At 57.1% G+C, this 16918-nt stretch carries 18 protein-coding genes; 10 read left to right on the top strand and 8 right to left on the bottom strand.

The features are described from left to right. Positions 1-14: 14 nt before the first annotated feature. On the bottom strand, positions 15-218 hold the full coding sequence (locus PQU98_RS08085; RefSeq protein ID WP_272744391.1) for a hypothetical protein: 204 nt from the start codon (positions 216-218) through the stop codon (positions 15-17). A 209-nt stretch (positions 219-427) separates the two neighbouring features. Here PQU98_RS08085 and PQU98_RS08080 point away from each other — a divergent pair, with 209 nt between their 5' ends. The 3 genes from PQU98_RS08080 (at position 428) to PQU98_RS08070 (ending at position 2624) form a co-directional block, all read left to right on the top strand. After that, the gene (locus tag PQU98_RS08080; protein WP_272744390.1) at positions 428-856 is read left to right on the top strand and encodes a response regulator; all 429 of its coding nucleotides are present in this window, start codon (positions 428-430) and stop codon (positions 854-856) included. Between the two features lie 80 nt (positions 857-936). Then, the gene (locus tag PQU98_RS08075; RefSeq protein WP_272744389.1) at positions 937-1857 is read left to right on the top strand and encodes a diacylglycerol/lipid kinase family protein; all 921 of its coding nucleotides are present in this window, start codon (positions 937-939) and stop codon (positions 1855-1857) included. Then, on the top strand, positions 1854-2624 hold the full coding sequence (locus tag PQU98_RS08070) for a metallophosphoesterase family protein (RefSeq protein WP_272744388.1): 771 nt from the start codon (positions 1854-1856) through the stop codon (positions 2622-2624). Before PQU98_RS08075 ends, PQU98_RS08070 begins: the two co-directional genes overlap by 4 nt. Before the next feature lie 2 nt (positions 2625-2626). Here PQU98_RS08070 and PQU98_RS08065 read toward each other — a convergent pair whose 3' ends face one another. Then, the gene (locus tag PQU98_RS08065; protein WP_272744387.1) at positions 2627-3319 is read right to left on the bottom strand and encodes a peptidylprolyl isomerase; all 693 of its coding nucleotides are present in this window, start codon (positions 3317-3319) and stop codon (positions 2627-2629) included. Between the two features lie 112 nt (positions 3320-3431). Next, positions 3432-4889, bottom strand: a complete 1458-nt coding sequence (locus PQU98_RS08060; RefSeq protein WP_272744386.1) for an AlkA N-terminal domain-containing protein — start codon at positions 4887-4889, stop codon at positions 3432-3434. A 441-nt stretch (positions 4890-5330) separates the two neighbouring features. Here PQU98_RS08060 and PQU98_RS08055 point away from each other — a divergent pair, with 441 nt between their 5' ends. Genes PQU98_RS08055 through alkB form a run of 3 tightly spaced genes read left to right on the top strand, consistent with a single transcriptional unit; the run spans position 5331 to position 7200 of the window. Then, positions 5331-5837 (top strand): methylated-DNA--[protein]-cysteine S-methyltransferase, encoded by a 507-nt coding sequence (locus PQU98_RS08055; RefSeq protein ID WP_272744385.1) that lies wholly within the window; start codon positions 5331-5333, stop codon positions 5835-5837. Beyond that, a complete protein-coding gene (locus PQU98_RS08050; protein ID WP_272744384.1) occupies positions 5837-6559 on the top strand; it encodes a 2OG-Fe(II) oxygenase in 723 nt (240 codons plus the stop codon). Before PQU98_RS08055 ends, PQU98_RS08050 begins: the two co-directional genes overlap by 1 nt. Then, positions 6556-7200, top strand: coding sequence for a DNA oxidative demethylase AlkB (alkB, locus tag PQU98_RS08045; protein WP_272744383.1), 645 nt, complete (start codon positions 6556-6558; stop codon positions 7198-7200). Before PQU98_RS08050 ends, alkB begins: the two co-directional genes overlap by 4 nt. On the opposite strand, the gene PQU98_RS08040 is transcribed toward alkB, so the two are convergent. Further along, positions 7193-7933: a LuxR family transcriptional regulator gene (locus PQU98_RS08040; RefSeq protein WP_272744382.1), complete on the bottom strand. Its 741-nt coding sequence runs from the start codon at positions 7931-7933 to the stop codon at positions 7193-7195. The genes alkB and PQU98_RS08040 overlap by 8 nt on opposite strands. A gap of 135 nt (positions 7934-8068) precedes the next feature. Further along, a complete protein-coding gene (locus tag PQU98_RS08035) occupies positions 8069-8476 on the bottom strand; it encodes a response regulator (RefSeq protein WP_272744381.1) in 408 nt (135 codons plus the stop codon). Positions 8477-8770: 294 nt separating this feature from the next. Here PQU98_RS08035 and PQU98_RS08030 point away from each other — a divergent pair, with 294 nt between their 5' ends. Together PQU98_RS08030 and PQU98_RS08025 are read left to right on the top strand one after the other, a co-directional pair. Further along, positions 8771-9172, top strand: coding sequence for an acyl-CoA thioesterase (locus tag PQU98_RS08030; RefSeq protein ID WP_272744380.1), 402 nt, complete (start codon positions 8771-8773; stop codon positions 9170-9172). A gap of 136 nt (positions 9173-9308) precedes the next feature. Next, positions 9309-9668, top strand: a complete 360-nt coding sequence (locus tag PQU98_RS08025; RefSeq protein ID WP_272744379.1) for a YbaN family protein — start codon at positions 9309-9311, stop codon at positions 9666-9668. A gap of 14 nt (positions 9669-9682) precedes the next feature. On the opposite strand, the gene PQU98_RS08020 is transcribed toward PQU98_RS08025, so the two are convergent. The 3 genes from PQU98_RS08020 to PQU98_RS08010 are packed head-to-tail and all read right to left on the bottom strand — an operon-like array spanning position 9683 to position 13854. Further along, positions 9683-10546 (bottom strand): isoaspartyl peptidase/L-asparaginase family protein, encoded by an 864-nt coding sequence (locus PQU98_RS08020; protein ID WP_272744378.1) that lies wholly within the window; start codon positions 10544-10546, stop codon positions 9683-9685. 57 nt (positions 10547-10603) lie between these two features. Further along, complete coding sequence (locus PQU98_RS08015; RefSeq protein ID WP_272744377.1) at positions 10604-12172, bottom strand: ATP-binding cassette domain-containing protein; 1569 nt, start codon at positions 12170-12172, stop codon at positions 10604-10606. Next, entirely contained in the window at positions 12169-13854 is a 1686-nt protein-coding gene (locus PQU98_RS08010) for an ABC transporter ATP-binding protein/permease (RefSeq protein ID WP_272744376.1), read from the bottom strand. The genes PQU98_RS08015 and PQU98_RS08010 overlap by 4 nt, the downstream gene beginning before the upstream one ends. 231 nt (positions 13855-14085) lie before the next feature. Here PQU98_RS08010 and PQU98_RS08005 point away from each other — a divergent pair, with 231 nt between their 5' ends. Continuing rightward, the gene (locus PQU98_RS08005) at positions 14086-15678 is read left to right on the top strand and encodes a cytochrome ubiquinol oxidase subunit I (RefSeq protein ID WP_272744375.1); all 1593 of its coding nucleotides are present in this window, start codon (positions 14086-14088) and stop codon (positions 15676-15678) included. Between the two features lie 29 nt (positions 15679-15707). After that, positions 15708-16856, top strand: a complete 1149-nt coding sequence (cydB, locus tag PQU98_RS08000) for a cytochrome d ubiquinol oxidase subunit II (protein WP_272744374.1) — start codon at positions 15708-15710, stop codon at positions 16854-16856. Positions 16857-16918: the final 62 nt, after the last annotated feature.

Below are 16918 nucleotides of genomic sequence, written 5' to 3'. Positions count from 1 at the left end.
TTTTTTGCGAGAAACTAATCCTCGAGTCTTTGCCACTCACGGCGGATATTGGCCCAGGCATAATCGAGCAATAGATAGTAAACCACCGTCATGACGTAGCGGATCGTGTCCACATGCCAGATGTACTGAGCCGTCATGGCCAGACACAGGGTCGCGATCATGACCCAGGCGGCGATCATCAGTTTCTTGGGCATATAGAGGCGAGACAAAAACGACATTAGGCTAAACCACGGTTAAATGAACGCTATCACAGCTTATCAAAACGTCATTTCCGGGACGTTAAAACTTATAAGCAGCGAAGAAAAATGCTCGTAAGACGAAATTTCGGCCAAAGCAGGGCTACCCTACTGATTTTTTATAGACAGGCGTCTAAGTGATCTCGTGTCGCTACGGCAGGGTCGCGACAGATAAGGCTTTGGTTAGGGTGATGAACGTAAGTGTAGCGGATGATGCGGCATGGCCAGAAGGTCTGTCTGAGAACGGGCTGCGGGTTCTGGTGGTTGATGATAATCGTCAGTCGGCCATGACGCTGAAATGGGCAATCGAAGGCTGGGGCGATGAAGTTCTGGCCTGCTATGACGGCCCGACCGCCCTCCAGATCGCGCGTGAGTTCAAACCCGAAGTCATCTTGCTCGATATCGGTATGCCTGGCATGGATGGCATTGCTGTCTGTCAGGCCTTACGCGCGGCGCATGAGACCCGCAGCGTGAAAATTATTGCCCAAACCGGCTGGGGCGATGACGCTATGCGCCGTAAAACCGCTGAAGCGGGCTTTGACCTGCACCTCGTCAAGCCGGTCAATTTCGATGTGCTGGGCGAAATGCTGGCCCTGTTACGGCTGATGCCCAGAGGCTGAACTGCCTCTAAAGTCACAGGCATTATTGAATATTTACAAATAGATATGCCATTCTCAAGGTCAATGATCTGAGAGGCGACATGGCGGATACGGGCTTTAATATACTGATTAATAACCGTTCCGGCACGGTGCTGAATATGGGCCAGCCGGCCATTGAGAGCGCGATCGAGGCCAGCGGCATCGCGGTTGCGGAGCTGTGTTTCTGCGAACCCGACGATATGGCGCAAACCCTTATGCGATTTGCCAAATCAGATGCGCCGTTGCTGATCGGCGGGGGTGATGGCACCATCCGCGAAATGGCTGCGGCTTTAGTGGGCAAGAAAAAAGCCTTTGGTGTTTTGCCGTTCGGCACCATGAACCTGATGGCCAAGGATCTTAACCTCAACTCGCTTCAGGCCGCACTCACGGCCTATGCCGAAGGCCATGACATTCAGGATGTTGATGCAGGTTTCGTCAATGGTGAGCTATTCCTGTGCTGCGCCAGCATTGGCACCATGCCGCAGGCGTCGGTCTTTCGCGAAGAAAACCGCACCCGCTATAATTTCCTGCTGATTCCGCGCCTGTTTTTGTTTGTGGTTGATCATCTGGATAAGAACAAGCGCCAGCGCATCAGGCTTCAGATCGACGGGGCGCGTCTAAAGTTCCGGGCCGCAGCGGTAGTGATCTCGAACAATCGCTTTGCCGAAACCACAAGCTGGACTGAGAGTAATTTTAAGCGCGAGAGCTTGCAGGGCGGGGAACTGGCGATCTATGCCTCGACCACTAAATCGCGCTGGTCACATTTACGGTTATTGCTGCGGCTGATGGTCGGGAACTGGCTGAAAGATCCCGACATGTCTGAACAGGTCGGTAAGCGCATGTCGCTTAACACCCACCGTAAAAAAGAACTGGTGTCAATCGACGGCGAGGTGGCTGAACTGATGACGCCATTGGTGTTTACGATTAAGCCACATCATATCCAGATGTTGGTTCCGCAGCCAAAAGCGGCGGAGGCGGTATGAGGATAGCCCACATTTCCGACCTGCATTTCGGCGCCCACGAAGATGAGGTGCGCGATGCCTTGCTGGTGCATCTGAACGGGGCCGAGCTTGATCTGATCATTGCCAGCGGCGATATCACTCAGTCGGCGACCGTTGATGAATTTGAACAGGCGCAAGCCTTCTTTTCCAAGCTGACCTGTCCGTTACTGTGCATACCTGGTAATCACGACCTGCCCGGTATGGACCTGGAGCGCTTCATCAGCCCGTTTGGCCGCTACAAGCGCTTCATCGCTCAGGAACTGAACCCGCAGTTTCAGTCGGCGTTGGTGCAGGTTAAGGGCATAAATTCGGCCCGCATGATCCTGCCCCACTGGAACTGGGCCAATGGCTCCATAAGTCGTGGCCAGTGTCGTGATATCAAACGCACCTTTGCGGCCTCAACCCCTCCGTGGCGGGTGGTTGCGGTTCATCATCCGGCCATGAATTCCAAGGATTTCCCGCTCGATGTCAGCCTGTTTAATGTGCGGCGGTTTTTAGAGGCGGTCGATGAGGCTAAGGTCGATGTCGTACTGGCCGGGCATCAGCATCATGCCTATATCGAACCACGCGTTACGTCCGGGCATACGACCCTGTTTCTCAATGCCTCGACCGGCATGTCGCACCGCATCCGCAGACAGCCGCACGGATTTAATATCCTTAATTTCGCCCCCACCAGCGTGCGTATTGATATGCTCAGGTACGATAAGGGCGCATTCACAACCTTCGAGGCCCTGACGCACACGAAATAGGTTTAATCCGGCGTCGTCACCGGTGCCGGTGGTTTTGATCCGTCTATGCGTTTGGCCGACAGGATGGTGACCGGTTCGGCCAGCATTTGCCCGTCCCAGCCGCTTTCGAATTTTTCCTTGGTGATCTTGCCGTTCAGGATTTTTTTGACCACATCCATGCCCTTGGTGACTTTACCGAAGGCTGCGAAACCATCCGGATCATCCTGACCCGCATCCATATAGGTCATGTCGCCGACCGAGATCGTAAAGCCGTTGGAGGCCGTACCGACATCATAACGCGCCATAGAAATGGTGCCGTCAGTGTGGGAGAGGCCGGTCATCTTGGTCGATTCATGAGTAATGGGTGCGAATTTGTGGCCGTTGGCGGTAGCCTGCACAAAGCCGCCCTTATAGGACTTCATGGCCCGCCAGAAATTGGCGCCCTCGAACTTACCTGTATCGACATAACGCAGGAAATTAGCAACCGTGATCGGGGCTTTCTTGCCATAAAGCTCAACGACGATCTCGCCTTTTGAAGTCTCAAGCGCCACGGTGGTAATATCAGGCAAGACCGGCGGTGGGGGCGGAGGCGGGGGTGTCGGCATGACTGCCGGTTTTTTAGGTTCCGGTTTTTTCGCGGCTTGCGGCGGCTGAAAACAGGCGGTCAGGTGAGTGGCGGCCAGAGCCAGCGTACCCATTAGAAAATGACGTCTCATCCTCACCTCCATGCTTATGTTTTGTCGCGCTTTTGGATCCAAAAACCGCATACACTTTTTGGAAAGCGCTTATGCTGATACCGGACTTAACGCGGTCTTGGCAAGGGTGGTGTCAATCCGCTGGCCGGTTCCAGATGTGCATGACGGCATAGGCGCGCCACGGCCGCCAGTTTTGGGAGGCGGCTTCAGCTTGTTTCGGCGTGATGCGCTGGGGCAAGCCGTGGCTGAGATTATTGAGCACGGCAATGTCTTCCTTTGGGAACGCATCCGGCCAGCGCAATGCCCGCATGGCGATATAATGCGCGGTCCACGGCCCGATACCGGGAATGGTCGTCAGTTGCGCGATAACCTTATCGGGTTTGATCCCGGCCTCAAGACTTAAGGTGCCCGCGCACACTGCCTCCGCCACCGCGATCATGCACTGGGCGCGCCGGCTTATGATGCCCAGTGACGCGATGTCATCCACAGTTGCAGCGGCAATCTGTTCCGGTCTGGGGCTTAAGCGTGTGAGGCCGGAAATGGGCGTCTGCACGCTCTCCCCAAACGCATCGGCAAAGCGGCATGATAAGGTGGTGGCGGCCTTGACCGTGACCTGCTGACCCAGAATGGCGCGCATGGTCATCTCAAATCCGTCAAAAGCGCCGGGCACGCGTTGGCCCGGATTAAGCTCCACCCACGGGCGCAATAGGGCATCCTCGGACAGGCAGGCATTGATGATGTCGGGCCGGGCCTGAAGGTCGAACAGGTTTTTCAGTCGCCCAAAAAGCGCGGGCAAGACCGGCAAAAGACCGGGGGCTATTTCGGCGATCAGGGCGTATTTTTCGGGCGCATGCCGCACCCTGATCCAGCCTTTATGTGGGCCTATCTCAACCGTGCGGGCGTAGGTATCGCCCTCAACGACATCGACGCCGGTCATGATCCGGCCTTTCAAAAACGCCAGTATACCGTCCCAGTCATAGGGCGGGCGGTAGCTCAGGCGCAACTCCAGCGTATCGGCGGGGGGCTGGTCCGTATTTTTGCGTAAACCAGAGGGTGTCAGTTTATAGTGCTTCTGAAAGGCATCATTAAATCGGCGCAGGCTTGCAAAACCGCTGGCAAAGGCGATTTCGGTCACGGGCAGGCGGGTTTCGGTTAGCAATTGCTTGGCCAGCAGTAGACGGCGCGTCTGGATCAGTTCAATGGGGGACACGCCCAGTTCGCTGTGCACAATACGCCGGATCTGGCGGGCGCTTAGGGCGAACTGGTCAGCGATGTCCTCCAAACTGCTGTCGCCGGCAATCACACCTTCTTCCAGACGATGGGCGATCAGGCTGGCGATACGTCCGGCATCATCAATAGGGGCAAGGCCGGGGGCCAGTTCAGGCCGGCAACGCAGGCAGGGTCGAAAGGCAGCTTTTTCGGCCGCTTCGGCGCTGTCGAAAAAGCGGCAGTTATCAGGCCTTGGTTTTTTGGCCGGACAGATCGGACGGCAGTAGATCCCGGTCGAAGTCACGCCCATGAAAAATACGCCGTCAAAGCGGGTGTCACGGGCAAGGGAGGCGTTGTAATAGAGGTCTGATGTATCGTTCATAAGGCCAGCATAACACGTCCCGTTGAATCGACTCGCCATTTTCGGACATGTAAAGAGGCCCCCTTCCGCTGCCTCTTCAGGTCGCCACGGCACGGCCGCCACCGCTCTCCCGGCGCACCGAGGCTATCGAATATGGATTCGTTTTCTTAGAACCTCCCCTCTTGGAGGGGAGGCGGAGGCCGTTAGGCCGGAGGTGGGTAAATGAAGGCGGGTTAGAGGCAGAAGTCGGAGGCATATAACCCCCTCTTCTGTTTAAGCTGTCGCTTAAACAGAAGCTCCCCCTGAAGCAGGGGGAGTTCTTAAGGCTACACCCTCCTGAAGGGAACAGACCAGTTAGTAAAGGGGGTATACGTCCAGATTAAATGTCCGAAAATGGCCGGTGATGGAATTAATTATTCTGCATAGTCAGGCTCTGCTATAATTGAAACCGGAGTTTATGTTATGTTCACCGAAGTTCTCCATTACGCCATCGGGCCATCGTCTTTGGGGTGGGTGCTGGTCGCCCGCAGCGAAGACGGGCTGTGCAGCCTGATGATCGATGACGATGAGGACGCTTTACGCGCCGAGCTTCAGTCGCGGTTTCCAAAGGCCGACTTAACAGAAGATGCAGACGGTTTAGCGGCAATGGTTTCGTCTGTTGTGCAACTCATCGATGCGCCGGATACGGCCTGGGGTGGGGCGCTTGATCTGCGCGGCACAGCCTTTCAGCGCAGCGTGTGGCAGGCGCTGATGACTGTGCGGGCCGGCGAAACCCTGACCTATAGCGAATTGGCGCAGCGTGTCGGCAAACCCAAGGCGGTGCGCGCGGTCGCCGCCGCCTGCGGAGCCAATCATGTCGCGGTCATCGTACCCTGTCATCGAATTGTCGGCAAAAATGGCTCTCTGACCGGGTATCGCTGGGGTGTGGAGCGCAAAGCCGCACTGTTGCAACGGGAGGCGGTTCTGTGATGGACACGCTGTTTTCGCCGGTACATGATGACTCAAGATGCGCGGACACCCCGCGCCTGATGCGCGAACTGGATGCGCAAGGGTGGGGATTGTTGCCGGGGCTGATCAGCGCCGAAGACTGTGCCGCGTTGAAGGCTCTGTGGCCGAACGATCAGGAATTCAGAAACCATATCCACATGGCCCGTCATGGTTTCGGGCGGGGCGAATATAAGTATTTCAGCTATCCGCTGCCGCCCTTAATTCAGGCGCTGCGGCGTGATCTCTATGAAATTTTGGCCCCGATCGCTAACCGCTGGAACGCCTATATGGATATCGCCACGCGCTATCCTTTGCATCACGATGACTTTCTGGCGCGCTGTCATGAGGCCGGGCAGGTTCGGCCGACGCCACTGCTTTTGCGCTATCATGAGGGCGATTACAATTGCCTGCATCAGGACTTATACGGGGAGCATGTCTTTCCGTTGCAGGTAGTTATGCTGTTGTCGGAACCGAATGAGGATTTCACCGGTGGGGAACTGGTGCTGACTGAGCAGCGACCGCGAATGCAGTCGCGGGCCGAGGTCGTGCCACTTCACCGGGGCGATGCGGCGGTCATCGCCGTTCACCACCGTCCGGTCAGGGGCGTACGCGGGAATTACCGCGTAACCATGCGTCACGGGGTAAGCCCAATTCGCACCGGTGAGCGCTTTTCCGCCGGCATCATTTTCCATGATGCGGCATGACGTTTGATTTATTTGAGGATGGTCGCCCGGAGAGCATGGGCGATGGCGCCGTTTTATTACGGGCCTTTGCACAGGCGCAAGCGACCGATCTGGTGGAGGCGATTGATGTTCTGGCTGAGGTGGCCCCTTTTCGTCATCTGATGACACCGGGCGGCAAGGCCATGTCGGCGGCCATGACCAATTGCGGCGCGCAGGGCTGGGTATCAGACCGGCGTGGATATCGCTATGAAGCCAGTGATCCTGCGACCGGCAAGTTCTGGCCCGCCATGCCGCCAACCTTTCACGCATTGGCCGTACGCGCTGCGCAGGCCACAGGTTATAATGGCTTTGATCCTGATGTCTGCCTGATCAACCGCTATGAACCGGGGGCTAAGATGTCGCTGCATCAGGATCGCGATGAACCGGATCAGTCGCAGCCGATCGTGTCGGTATCGCTGGGGCTTGAGGCGGTCTTCCTATGGGGCGGGACGGAACGGTCATCAAACGTGCGCAAGATCATCTTAAGGCACGGCGATGTGTTTGTCTTCGGAGGGCGGTCGCGGCTATATTTTCACGGCATTGCGCCCCTAAAAGCCGGGGATTTTCCCGGCGTCGGACAAAGGCGTTTGAACCTGACGTTCAGGCGAGTCGCGCCTATCTGAGTATGCCGGCGCCGACGCCGTAAATAGCCGCCGCAACCCGGTCGGTGACATTCAGCTTGGCGTAGATGCGTCGCATGTGGGTGTCGACCGTATGGGCGGACACATCCAGAATATTGGCAATCACGCTGTTGGATTTGCCGCGCGCAACCCAACTCAGGATTTCGACCTCACGCGGTGACAGGTCGGCCTGACGTGATTGATTTTGCTGGATCAGGTCGCAGTATCGCAAATGTGCGGCCTGAAACAGAATTTGCAGTTCCTGCCGCAGGGCCGGGGCAACGTCCATTTTTAACATGGGTAGCCCCACTGAACACAGAGCCCTTCGCCCCATCGGGCCATAGAGCGGAAACCCAAGCCCTTCGCCCACATTGAATTCCAGAAAATCGGTAATGAAACGTTTGACCTCTAAGGACTGGGCGGCATCGCGATAATCTGCGTTCAGGATGTTCGACCAGTAGAAAGGTATGATGGCCGTCTTGGCAAATTCCAGAACCGGATCAATATCGGCAAAATCGTTGGCAACATAATGCGCTACCCAGTCATCCGGGAACCCTTCGGCGGCGACCAGCGGTCTTTCCTGATCCAGCGCGCCCAGAGGCGGAAAATGAATGTAGGTCAGGCTCAGGAAGCCCCGATCGGCCCGATAATGATTGAGCAGCGACCATATTTCGTCAAAGCTTTCGCCCCGATGAATCTCTTCGAGATAGGTCTGAAACGCGGGTACTTGCGCCATGTCGTCTGTCCATGCGGCATCGGGGCTCGATCAGCATCGAGCCCTACATAACGCACATACCCATGTCGCACCACACTAAAAAATAAAGAACGCCTCAGGACAGCGCTATCAGTGTGGTGTGGGGAAGAATTTACCTCAACTGGCCATCGCAAACGCTTCGTCGCTGGTAAACAGCATGTTGGGAATGACCCGGCATAAGGCTTTTGCCGTTAATGGGCGATGGACAAAGTGATCACAGCCAGCCTCAAAGAAGCGCACGATCGTCTGGCGCGACGGATCAGCCGTGGTGACAATCGTGACGGGTTGGTGGGCACTGCGGGCCCTGATGCGGGCCAGGATATCCAGCGCATTGACACGCATAGCCTGATGATCAATCATCACGGCGCCGTAGTCTTGTGCATCCATCAACGCCTCGGCATCGGCCTCAGAACGGGCGATATCAAAATCGGCACCGAGCGCCGTGAGCATATAGCGCACAAACACCAGATTGGCGTCGCAATCATCGATGACCAGAAGTTTTGACGGGGCGGACGAAGTGTTCATGGCGGCTATCCTTGGGATATAAAAAGATACGCGCACTAACGGTTTGGCCGTTGCACGGGGCCATGTGCTCAGGGGGGGAGCGGCACATCGACCCCGCACAGGAACAAAGAAAAACGCCCTTTGTTCCTTAGGACATGCACTCGAATGCCCTATACCGGATGTTCGCTTTATGAGGGAATTGTCCGTGAACGTCATGTCCCGTAGTTACGGGACAGAGGCAGAGTTTAGAATTCACGGCAATTGCTTTTGCGGCGCTTAAGCCTTAAATGCCGATTACCTATGCTGGAGGCCCTTATGAGCGCAGCGGAAACAGACAGTTTCAGTGTTGAAATGAAGGTGCGTGATTCCGAATGTGACGCGCAAGGGGTCGTTAACAATGCCAATTATCTGGTCTATTGCGAACACGCCCGCCATGAATTCCTAGAGGCGCGCGGCGTGCATTTTAAGGATCTGGTGGCGCAGGAAATTTTCCTGATGGTCGCGCACATGGACCTGACGTTTCTGTCGCCGCTGACGGGCGGAGATCGCTTTGAAGTGGTCTCAAGCGTCACTCGGCATGGTCCGCGCGCGCGATTCGATCAGGTCATCAGGCGCCTGCCGGAGGGGACGGTCTGTCTCAAAGCCCATGTCGATGTGATCTGCAAGATTAAGGGCAAGCTCACGCGCGGCGCGTTTTTCGATACGCTTATGAGCTGATTTGGCGGGTTGAGCTGTGGTCTTGTGCCGCAGATAAGCTTTAAGGCTTCCATTGACGGGTGGGTCTGTTAGGCTGTGCGAATGAGTTGCACGAAATCCCGCCATGAGCGCTGAAGGGCCCCGTAAAAGCGCAACTATGCCTGCGCGCCTGATCTGGTGTGTGGCCGGGCTGGTCATGGTCGGGCTGGGTATCGTGGGCGCGTTTTTGCCGCTGATGCCGTCGACCATTTTCCTGATTGTAGCGGTCTGGTGTTTTGGGAAGTCCTCACCAAGGCTTGAAGCATGGCTGCTCAACCATCCGCGCTTTGGGCCGACCTTGCGCAACTGGAATGACCGCAAGGCCATATCCCGTCCGGCCAAGGTTATGGCGCTGGGGGGGATGGCCGTGGGCTATGGCCTGTTTTACTGGGGCGCGCGACCGAATATATTTCTGGCTGCGGGCGTTTTGGTGGCGATTGCGGCTTGCGCGATCTATGTGGCCACAAGGCCGGAATGAGCCGTCCTCACCCGCTAAAACGCTTCGGATTTGATCTCTGTGTCGCCGCTAAACCACGCCCGTTTCATACCAGCAGAGCGGAATGGAACCTGCACCTCGCCCGTTCGACTGACGCTGATCAGCCCGCCTTCGCCGCCGAATTCGACCACCTCCTGTAAGGCGGCGGCGGTGGCATCGCTCAAAGACTGACCTGCCTTGAGGCGATAAGCCACTTGCGCGGCGACCTGGGCGCGGATGAAGTATTCGCCCTGACCGGTACAGGACACGGCAACATCCGCGTCGGCCCAGGTGCCGGAGCCAATGACCGGCGTATCCCCGACCCGTCCCGGCAGCTTGCCAAACACACCTGCCGTTGAGGTGCCTGCCGCCAGATTGCCGAAACTGTCCAGGCACACACACCCGACCGTGCCGTGCGCCAAGGTTCCCGGCGGGTGGTTGGATTCAAACAAGCCAGCGCGAGTGAAATAGGTTTCGGGATCGCTCAGCGCCTCAAAACCTTGATTTTGCGCAAACCGGCGGGCGCCGTCTCCGGCTAAAAAGACATGGGGCGTGCGTTCCATCACGGCGCGGGCGACGTCAATCGGGTTGGCATAGCCCTGTAAGGCCGCCACCGCCCCGCATGATTTGTCGAAGCCATTCATGAGACTGGCATCAAGCTCAAACTCACCATTCAGGTTGGGCGATGCGCCCTTGCCCGCCACATAAAGCCCGGAATCTTCAAGCGCGCGCACCGTATCGGTCACCACATCGAGCGCCGTCGCGCCAGCCATCAACGCCGTGCGTGCCGCCTCGGCAATGCGGCGCATGTCGGCAATCTCGGCGCTGTAGTCGCGGCCTGCTTTGGCACCGGCACCGCCGTGAAGGGCAAAAGCGATCATATTCGTCTCCGGGGTAGTCTCTGGTGAAACTGCCCTTATCCCCGCGTCCAGGCGCGGTCAATCCATATTCAAAACCTCACGACACAGACGGCGGGGCGCAGGCTTATGACTGATCAGGATCAGCCCGCGTTGTTCAGCGATGAGGCGGGTCTCAAGGGCATTAATCAGACGGTTTTCAGTGTCGGCATCCAGCCCTTCGGTCGGCTCATCTAGGATCAGTACGGGTGCGTCCCGCAGCAGGGCGCGGGCAATGCCGAGGCGTTTTTTCTCGCCGCCTGATAGCGTAACGCCGCCGTCCCCAATCCACATATCGAGCGATTTTGAGGTCAGTTGCGCATCGCTAAGTGCTGCCACCATTCTGGCGTCAAGCTCGGTTTTGGAGCAGGTTTTGAGGGCCTCGGCTGAGAACGCCATCATCAGATTATCGCGGATTGTGCCATTGAGCGGCGTGGCATCCTGTGGACTTAAGCTGAACAGGCTGCGGCTAAACTGCCCCATGTTCGCATCCGCGGGCCGCAGCCCCATCAATATCTCAATCCGCCGCGTCTTGCCTGCACCGGACGCACCGGAAATCAGCAAGCGGGTATCGTGGCCCAGCCGGTAATTTTGACCGCCGATCGTTAGCAAACCGTCGGTAAGGGGGGCATAGGTATCGGTGGTGTGCGGTATGGCCTGATCATAGAGGTCCGCCACACGGGTTTCGGCTTCATCAAAAACACGCTTTTGGGCGAAGGCCTTAAGCAGGGGCGCGGAACTCTCAAACCCGACTGTGATGGCCAGAACCGCCAGCGCCAATAGCGGCAGGTCATGACCACGGTGGGTTAGAAACAGTACGGCCAGCGTCACCCCCATGACCACCAGCGACACACTCTGGATCAGGCCATCCCGCGATATCTGACCGGATTTTGCGCTGACCAGATCGTATTCCCGCGCGGCCATATCGGCCATAAGGCGTTCGCTCAGGTCATAGGCGGCAATATCCGGCGTCAGGGGCAGAATCTCAAAGAACCGCTGTTTCAAACCGCCCAGAATTGCCTGCTCGCGCTGGGTCTGATCATTACGGGCGGTTTTTTGACCCAGCCATATTCCGGCGCCAATCGTCACCCCCAGACCGGCGATGAAAATCACGGCGGCCCACGGCGACAGAAACAGACTTAAAGCTATGGCGGCGATGATACCGCCCATCGCTGAAGCGGGCGCACTTTGCGCCACCAGCCGGTTTTCCAACACGGTGATGTCCTGCACAAAGCGCGCGGAGGTCTCCCCGCGGCTGAGTTTTAGGGTAGCTTGAGGATCAGCCGTGGCAATACGCGCGAACAGGTGCGGACGCACAACCGCCAGCGCCCGCAATGCGGCGGCGTGGCCGCTGTAGCGTTCGACATAGCGCAGCAGGGTGCGCGCAATGGCTAAAAAGCGAATGGCGGCACTGGGCAGCAGATAGTTGAACATCTGCACCGCCACCCCGCCAGCGGCACCAGCAATGGCAGCCCCGGCCAGAAACCAGCCCGATACGCCTAACAGGCAGACGGCGGCGATGCTGACGGCGGCGGCACTTAAGCCTGCGGTCATCAGGTCGCTGCGGAACGGACGGGTGGCCTGTTTGAAATAGATTTTAAAGGCGCTCATAACCGCACCACCTTATCCGCCAGAGCTTTCAGGGCCTCAGAGTGGGTCGCCATGATGACGGTGCGGCCTTTGAAACCCCATGCCAGAGCCTTTAAAATATCCGCTTCGGCCTGAGCATCCAGATCGGCGGTCGGTTCATCCAGTATCAAAATCGGCGCAGGCTTGAGCAGGGCGCGCGCCAGTCCGATCCGTCGACGCTCACCGCCTGACAATCCCGACCCACGTTCATCCAGAATGTGATCCAGCCCGTCCTTGCGGGCAGCAATGATGGACGATACGCCAGTGATATCCAGCACGTCCTGCATATCGGCGTCCGTTAAGGTCGTATTCGACAGCCGCAGATTATCACTAATTGTCCCCGCTATCATCGGCGTGTGCTGGGACATCCATGAAATCGATGGCGCTATGGTCATACCGGCGGTCAAAGCCGCTCCGTTGATCAAAATCTGGCCGTCAAACGCCTCGGACGGATTAAGCAGGCGGCGCAGCAGGGTCGATTTGCCGGAGCCGGTATCGCCGGTTATGGTTATAACCTCGCCGGGGGCGGCGTCGAAACTAACCGGCCCTATACGGTAATCGGGATCGTCCTCGAATCGGGCAATAACCTTATCAAAAGCAATGGCAGGGGCTGCGTGAACGGCCAGAGCGGTGGCCGCATCACTCACGCGCGGGGTCAACTGCATCAGCCGCTCGGTCGCGGCCACCGCTGTTTGCTGGTCATGATAGGCGGCGCTTAAGCGGCGCATCGGCGCATAGACTTCGGGGCTTAAGGCTAACGCGAAAAACGCCGCCGTAAAGGCATCTCCGCCTCTGAAATCCAGAACATCCGCTACCGGAAATGGTAGCAGGCCCAGCAGGGCAAAGCCGCAATAGACGGCGACCAGAGCCACACCGAGTGCGCTGAAAAACTCCAGAATCCCCGACGCCGTAAAGGCGATTTTTAGCACGCTTAAGGTGCGCTCGGATACCTCACGGGCGGCGCGATCAACCGCACGCGTCTGGGCCGGGCCATTGTCGAAGCTTAAGATCAGGGGCAGGGCGCGCATCCGGTCGGCAAACAGGTTGGACAGGCGCGCCAAAGCATCAAGCTGTTTGCGGGACTGGGCCGAAGTTGTCAGGCCCGACAGCGCCATCAGTGCGACAAAGGGAAGCAGCGTGGCCAATAAAATCAGGGCCGACAGTGGGCTCATCACCGCCACGACTGCAATCACGATCAGGGGGGTGATCGCCGCGAGTGTGCGTGCGGGCAGAAAGCGGGCGTAGTATCCCTCCAGGGCTTCGGTATCCTCGAACAGTGACGTAAGTTTTACCGCATGAGTTGAGGAAAGGCCTTGGCCGCGCAAAAGTCTTCCGGTAATATCCATACGAACATTAAGGGTAATGGTTCGTGCCGATTTGTGGTTAAATTTTTGAATTACATAACCTAAACCTGCTTTGGCGCAGAGGGACGCCACCAGAATCAGCGCCCACCACATATTTAAACCGCCAGCACCTTCAAGCCTTAAACCGCCCAGAATGGCGCTTAAGGCGCCTGCAAATCCTATGGCCGCGACCACGTCTAACAGACTTAATAACGCTGCCAGACGTGATGGGCCTGCGGCCAGGGTTTGCCACCGTCTGAGGCATTGGGTGGGTGTAAGTTCCGGCGGGGGCATAGCTGAGGTGCCCGTGGGGTGCGACATTTGGTTCCTGTATCTGGCGTGAGCTTACTGTTACAGCGCGGACATTAGGGCGCTTCGGGTGGGCTGTTAAGTGATTTTGGCTCTCAAAAGCGTCGTGAAATTAGTCAAGCTGTCCGTGCGTGTCTATTGTCATAAAGGTTTCATGCAGACTTCGTGACACTATGCCGCATGACGGGAATACAATTTGTGTAGGATAATTATCGGAATGTTGAACGGGCACGGGGAATTATTATGGATTTAAGTACCGTTGAGTTATCGCGTCTGCAATTTGCTTTGACTGCGCTTTATCACTTCTTGTTTGTGCCGCTGACGCTCGGCCTGTCTTTTATGCTGGTCATCATGGAAAGCGTCTATGTTCTGACGCGGCGTGAAATATGGCGGACCGTCACCCGCTTCTGGGGGACACTGTTCGGGATCAACTTTGTGCTGGGTGTGGCCACGGGCCTTACCATGGAGTTTCAGTTCGGCACCAACTGGTCGTATTTTTCGCACTTTGTTGGCGACATCTTCGGGGCGCCGCTGGCGATCGAAGGGCTGATGGCTTTTTTCCTGGAGGCCACCTTTGTCGGCCTGATGTTCTTTGGCTGGGATAAGCTGTCGCGCGTCGGGCACCTTATGGTGACGTTTCTGGTGGCGTTGGGCACCAACCTGTCGGCTCTATGGATTTTGATCGCCAACGGCTGGATGCAAAATCCAGTTGGGGCGGAGTTCAATCCGGCGACCATGCGCATGGAAGTCAACGACTTCATGGCCGTGCTGTTCAACCCGATCGCCCAGGCCAAGTTCGTCCATACGGTGTCGGCAGGCTATGTCTGCGCTGCGGTCTTTGTGCTCGGTATCTCAGCCATCTACCTGCTGAAAGGTAAGTGGGTGAGTGTCGCCAAGCGTTCTATGGCGGTGGCCGCAGCCTTTGGTCTGGCGTCCTCCCTGTCGGTGGTGGTTCTGGGCGATGAGTCAGGCTACGCCCTGACCGATAACCAGAAGATGAAACTGGCCGCGTTAGAGGCCATGTGGCACACCGAGCCGGCGCCTGCGGGGCTTACCCTGTTTGGTATTCCGAACATGCAGACCCAGCATACTGATCTGGAGATCAAAGTTCCCTATGTGCTGGGTCTGATTTCGACCCGCAGTCTGGATCGTCCGGTCGTCGGTATTCTGGAACTGGTCGATCATGCTGAAGATCGCATCCGTTCCGGCATCCTTGCCTATGATGCGGTTGAAAAGCTGAAAGTCAACGAAGCCGATATTGCCGCCCGTGCGCAGTTCGAAGCCCATAAGCGCGATCTCGGCTATGGCTATCTGCTGAAGGCTTATGTCAGCGATCCGCGTACAGCGACCAATGAGCAAATCGTCAAAGCCTCACTGGATGTTATCCCGAACGTGCCGGTCATGTTCTGGACGTTCCGGATTATGGCGGGGATCGGGGTGGCTATGATTGCGCTGTTTGCGGTGGCTTTCATTTTGGTGTCGCTGCGCAAAGCCGAGTATACGCGCTGGTTCCTGCGCCTGTGTGTACTGGCTATGCCGCTGCCGTGGATAGCCATCGAAGCGGGGTGGATGCTGGCCGAAATCGGGCGTCAGCCCTGGGCGGTCGAAGGGGTTCTGCCGACCTTTATGGGGGCCTCATCTCTCACCAAGTCGCAGATATGGATGACCATCATCGGCTTTACCCTGATGTACGGCACACTGGCGGTCATTGAAGTCAAACTCATGATCAAGACGATCAAAAAAGGACCCTATGCGGCCAAGATGGGCCACATGCACGATGAACCGGACGCCAGCCCGCTGGCCGATGGACGCGGCGTGGCCGGTCCGGCCGAGTAACCCCCGAAACGAATTTAAGGAGTGCAATTATGGAATTGCCATTGGACTATCAGACCTTAAGGGTCATCTGGTGGGCATTGATCGGGGTTTTGCTGATCGGCTTTGCCATCATGGATGGTTTTGACATGGGCGTAGCGACCCTGCTGCCGTTTGTTGCTAAAACTGACGAAGAGCGCCGGGCTGTTATCAATACGATCTCGGCCACCTGGGAAGGCAATCAGGTGTGGTTTATCCTCGGTGGCGGGGCCATTTTCGCCGCCTGGCCGTTTGTCTATGCCGTCAGTTTCTCCGGCTTTTATCTGGCGATGTTCGTGGTGCTGATGTCTATGATCCTGCGGCCGGTGGGCTTTAAGTACCGCTCTAAGCGGCCGGGCAAGGCCTGGCGCCGGAACTGGGACTGGGCGCTGTTTATCGGTGGATTCGTACCGACGCTTGTTTTTGGTGTGGCCATCGGCAACGTGCTGAGTGGTGCGCCCTTCCGTCTCGATAGCGATCTGCGCATTACCTATGAAGGCGGTTTGCTGGGGCTGTTTACGCCGTTCACCGTACTGTGCGGTCTGACCTCGGTGGCTATGGTGGTTTTGCAAGGAGCGACCTGGCTCGGTCTTAAGCTGGAGCGCGGCGAGGTTCACAAACGCGCCATGACCTATGGCTTTGTCGCCGGCATTGCCCTGATCGTCCTGTTTGCGTTTGGCTTCATGTTCCTCAAATTTGGCAATTTGGGTTACCAGTTGACAGGTGATGTGGCGGCCAGCGGCGTCTCCAATCCGCGCCGGGCCGAAGTGGTGCCCGCAGCGGGGGCGTGGCTTACCAACTACGCCACCTATCCGTGGATGTGGATTGCACCGATTGTGGGCTTTGCCGGGCCCGTGCTGGCGCTGATCGGGCTTAAGCTTAAGTCGGAGGCTCTGGCCTTTGGTGGATCATCTCTGGGGATTTTCGGTATCATTGGTTCCGTTGGGGCGTCCATGTTCCCGATTATCCTGCCGTCGACGCTGGATGCGAACTCAAGCCTTCTGGTCTGGACAGCGTCCAGTTCACACATGACCCTGTTTGTCATGCTTCTGGTGACGGTGGTCTTGCTGCCGATGGTGCTGGCCTATACGGCGTGGGTTTACAAGGTTCTGTTCGGGCGGGTGGGTATCCAAAATATCAGAACGAACCCGGATATGTATTGATATCATGGGGGAAATAACTTTCCCCCATGTGCCCCCTTTGTTTGTTTCATGAGGAAACCCAG

The sequence above is a fragment of the Asticcacaulis machinosus genome (genome assembly GCF_028550435.1).
GTDB classification, from domain to species: Bacteria; Pseudomonadota; Alphaproteobacteria; order Caulobacterales; family Caulobacteraceae; genus Asticcacaulis; species Asticcacaulis machinosus.
This window is presented reverse-complemented; position numbering and strand designations above follow the sequence as displayed.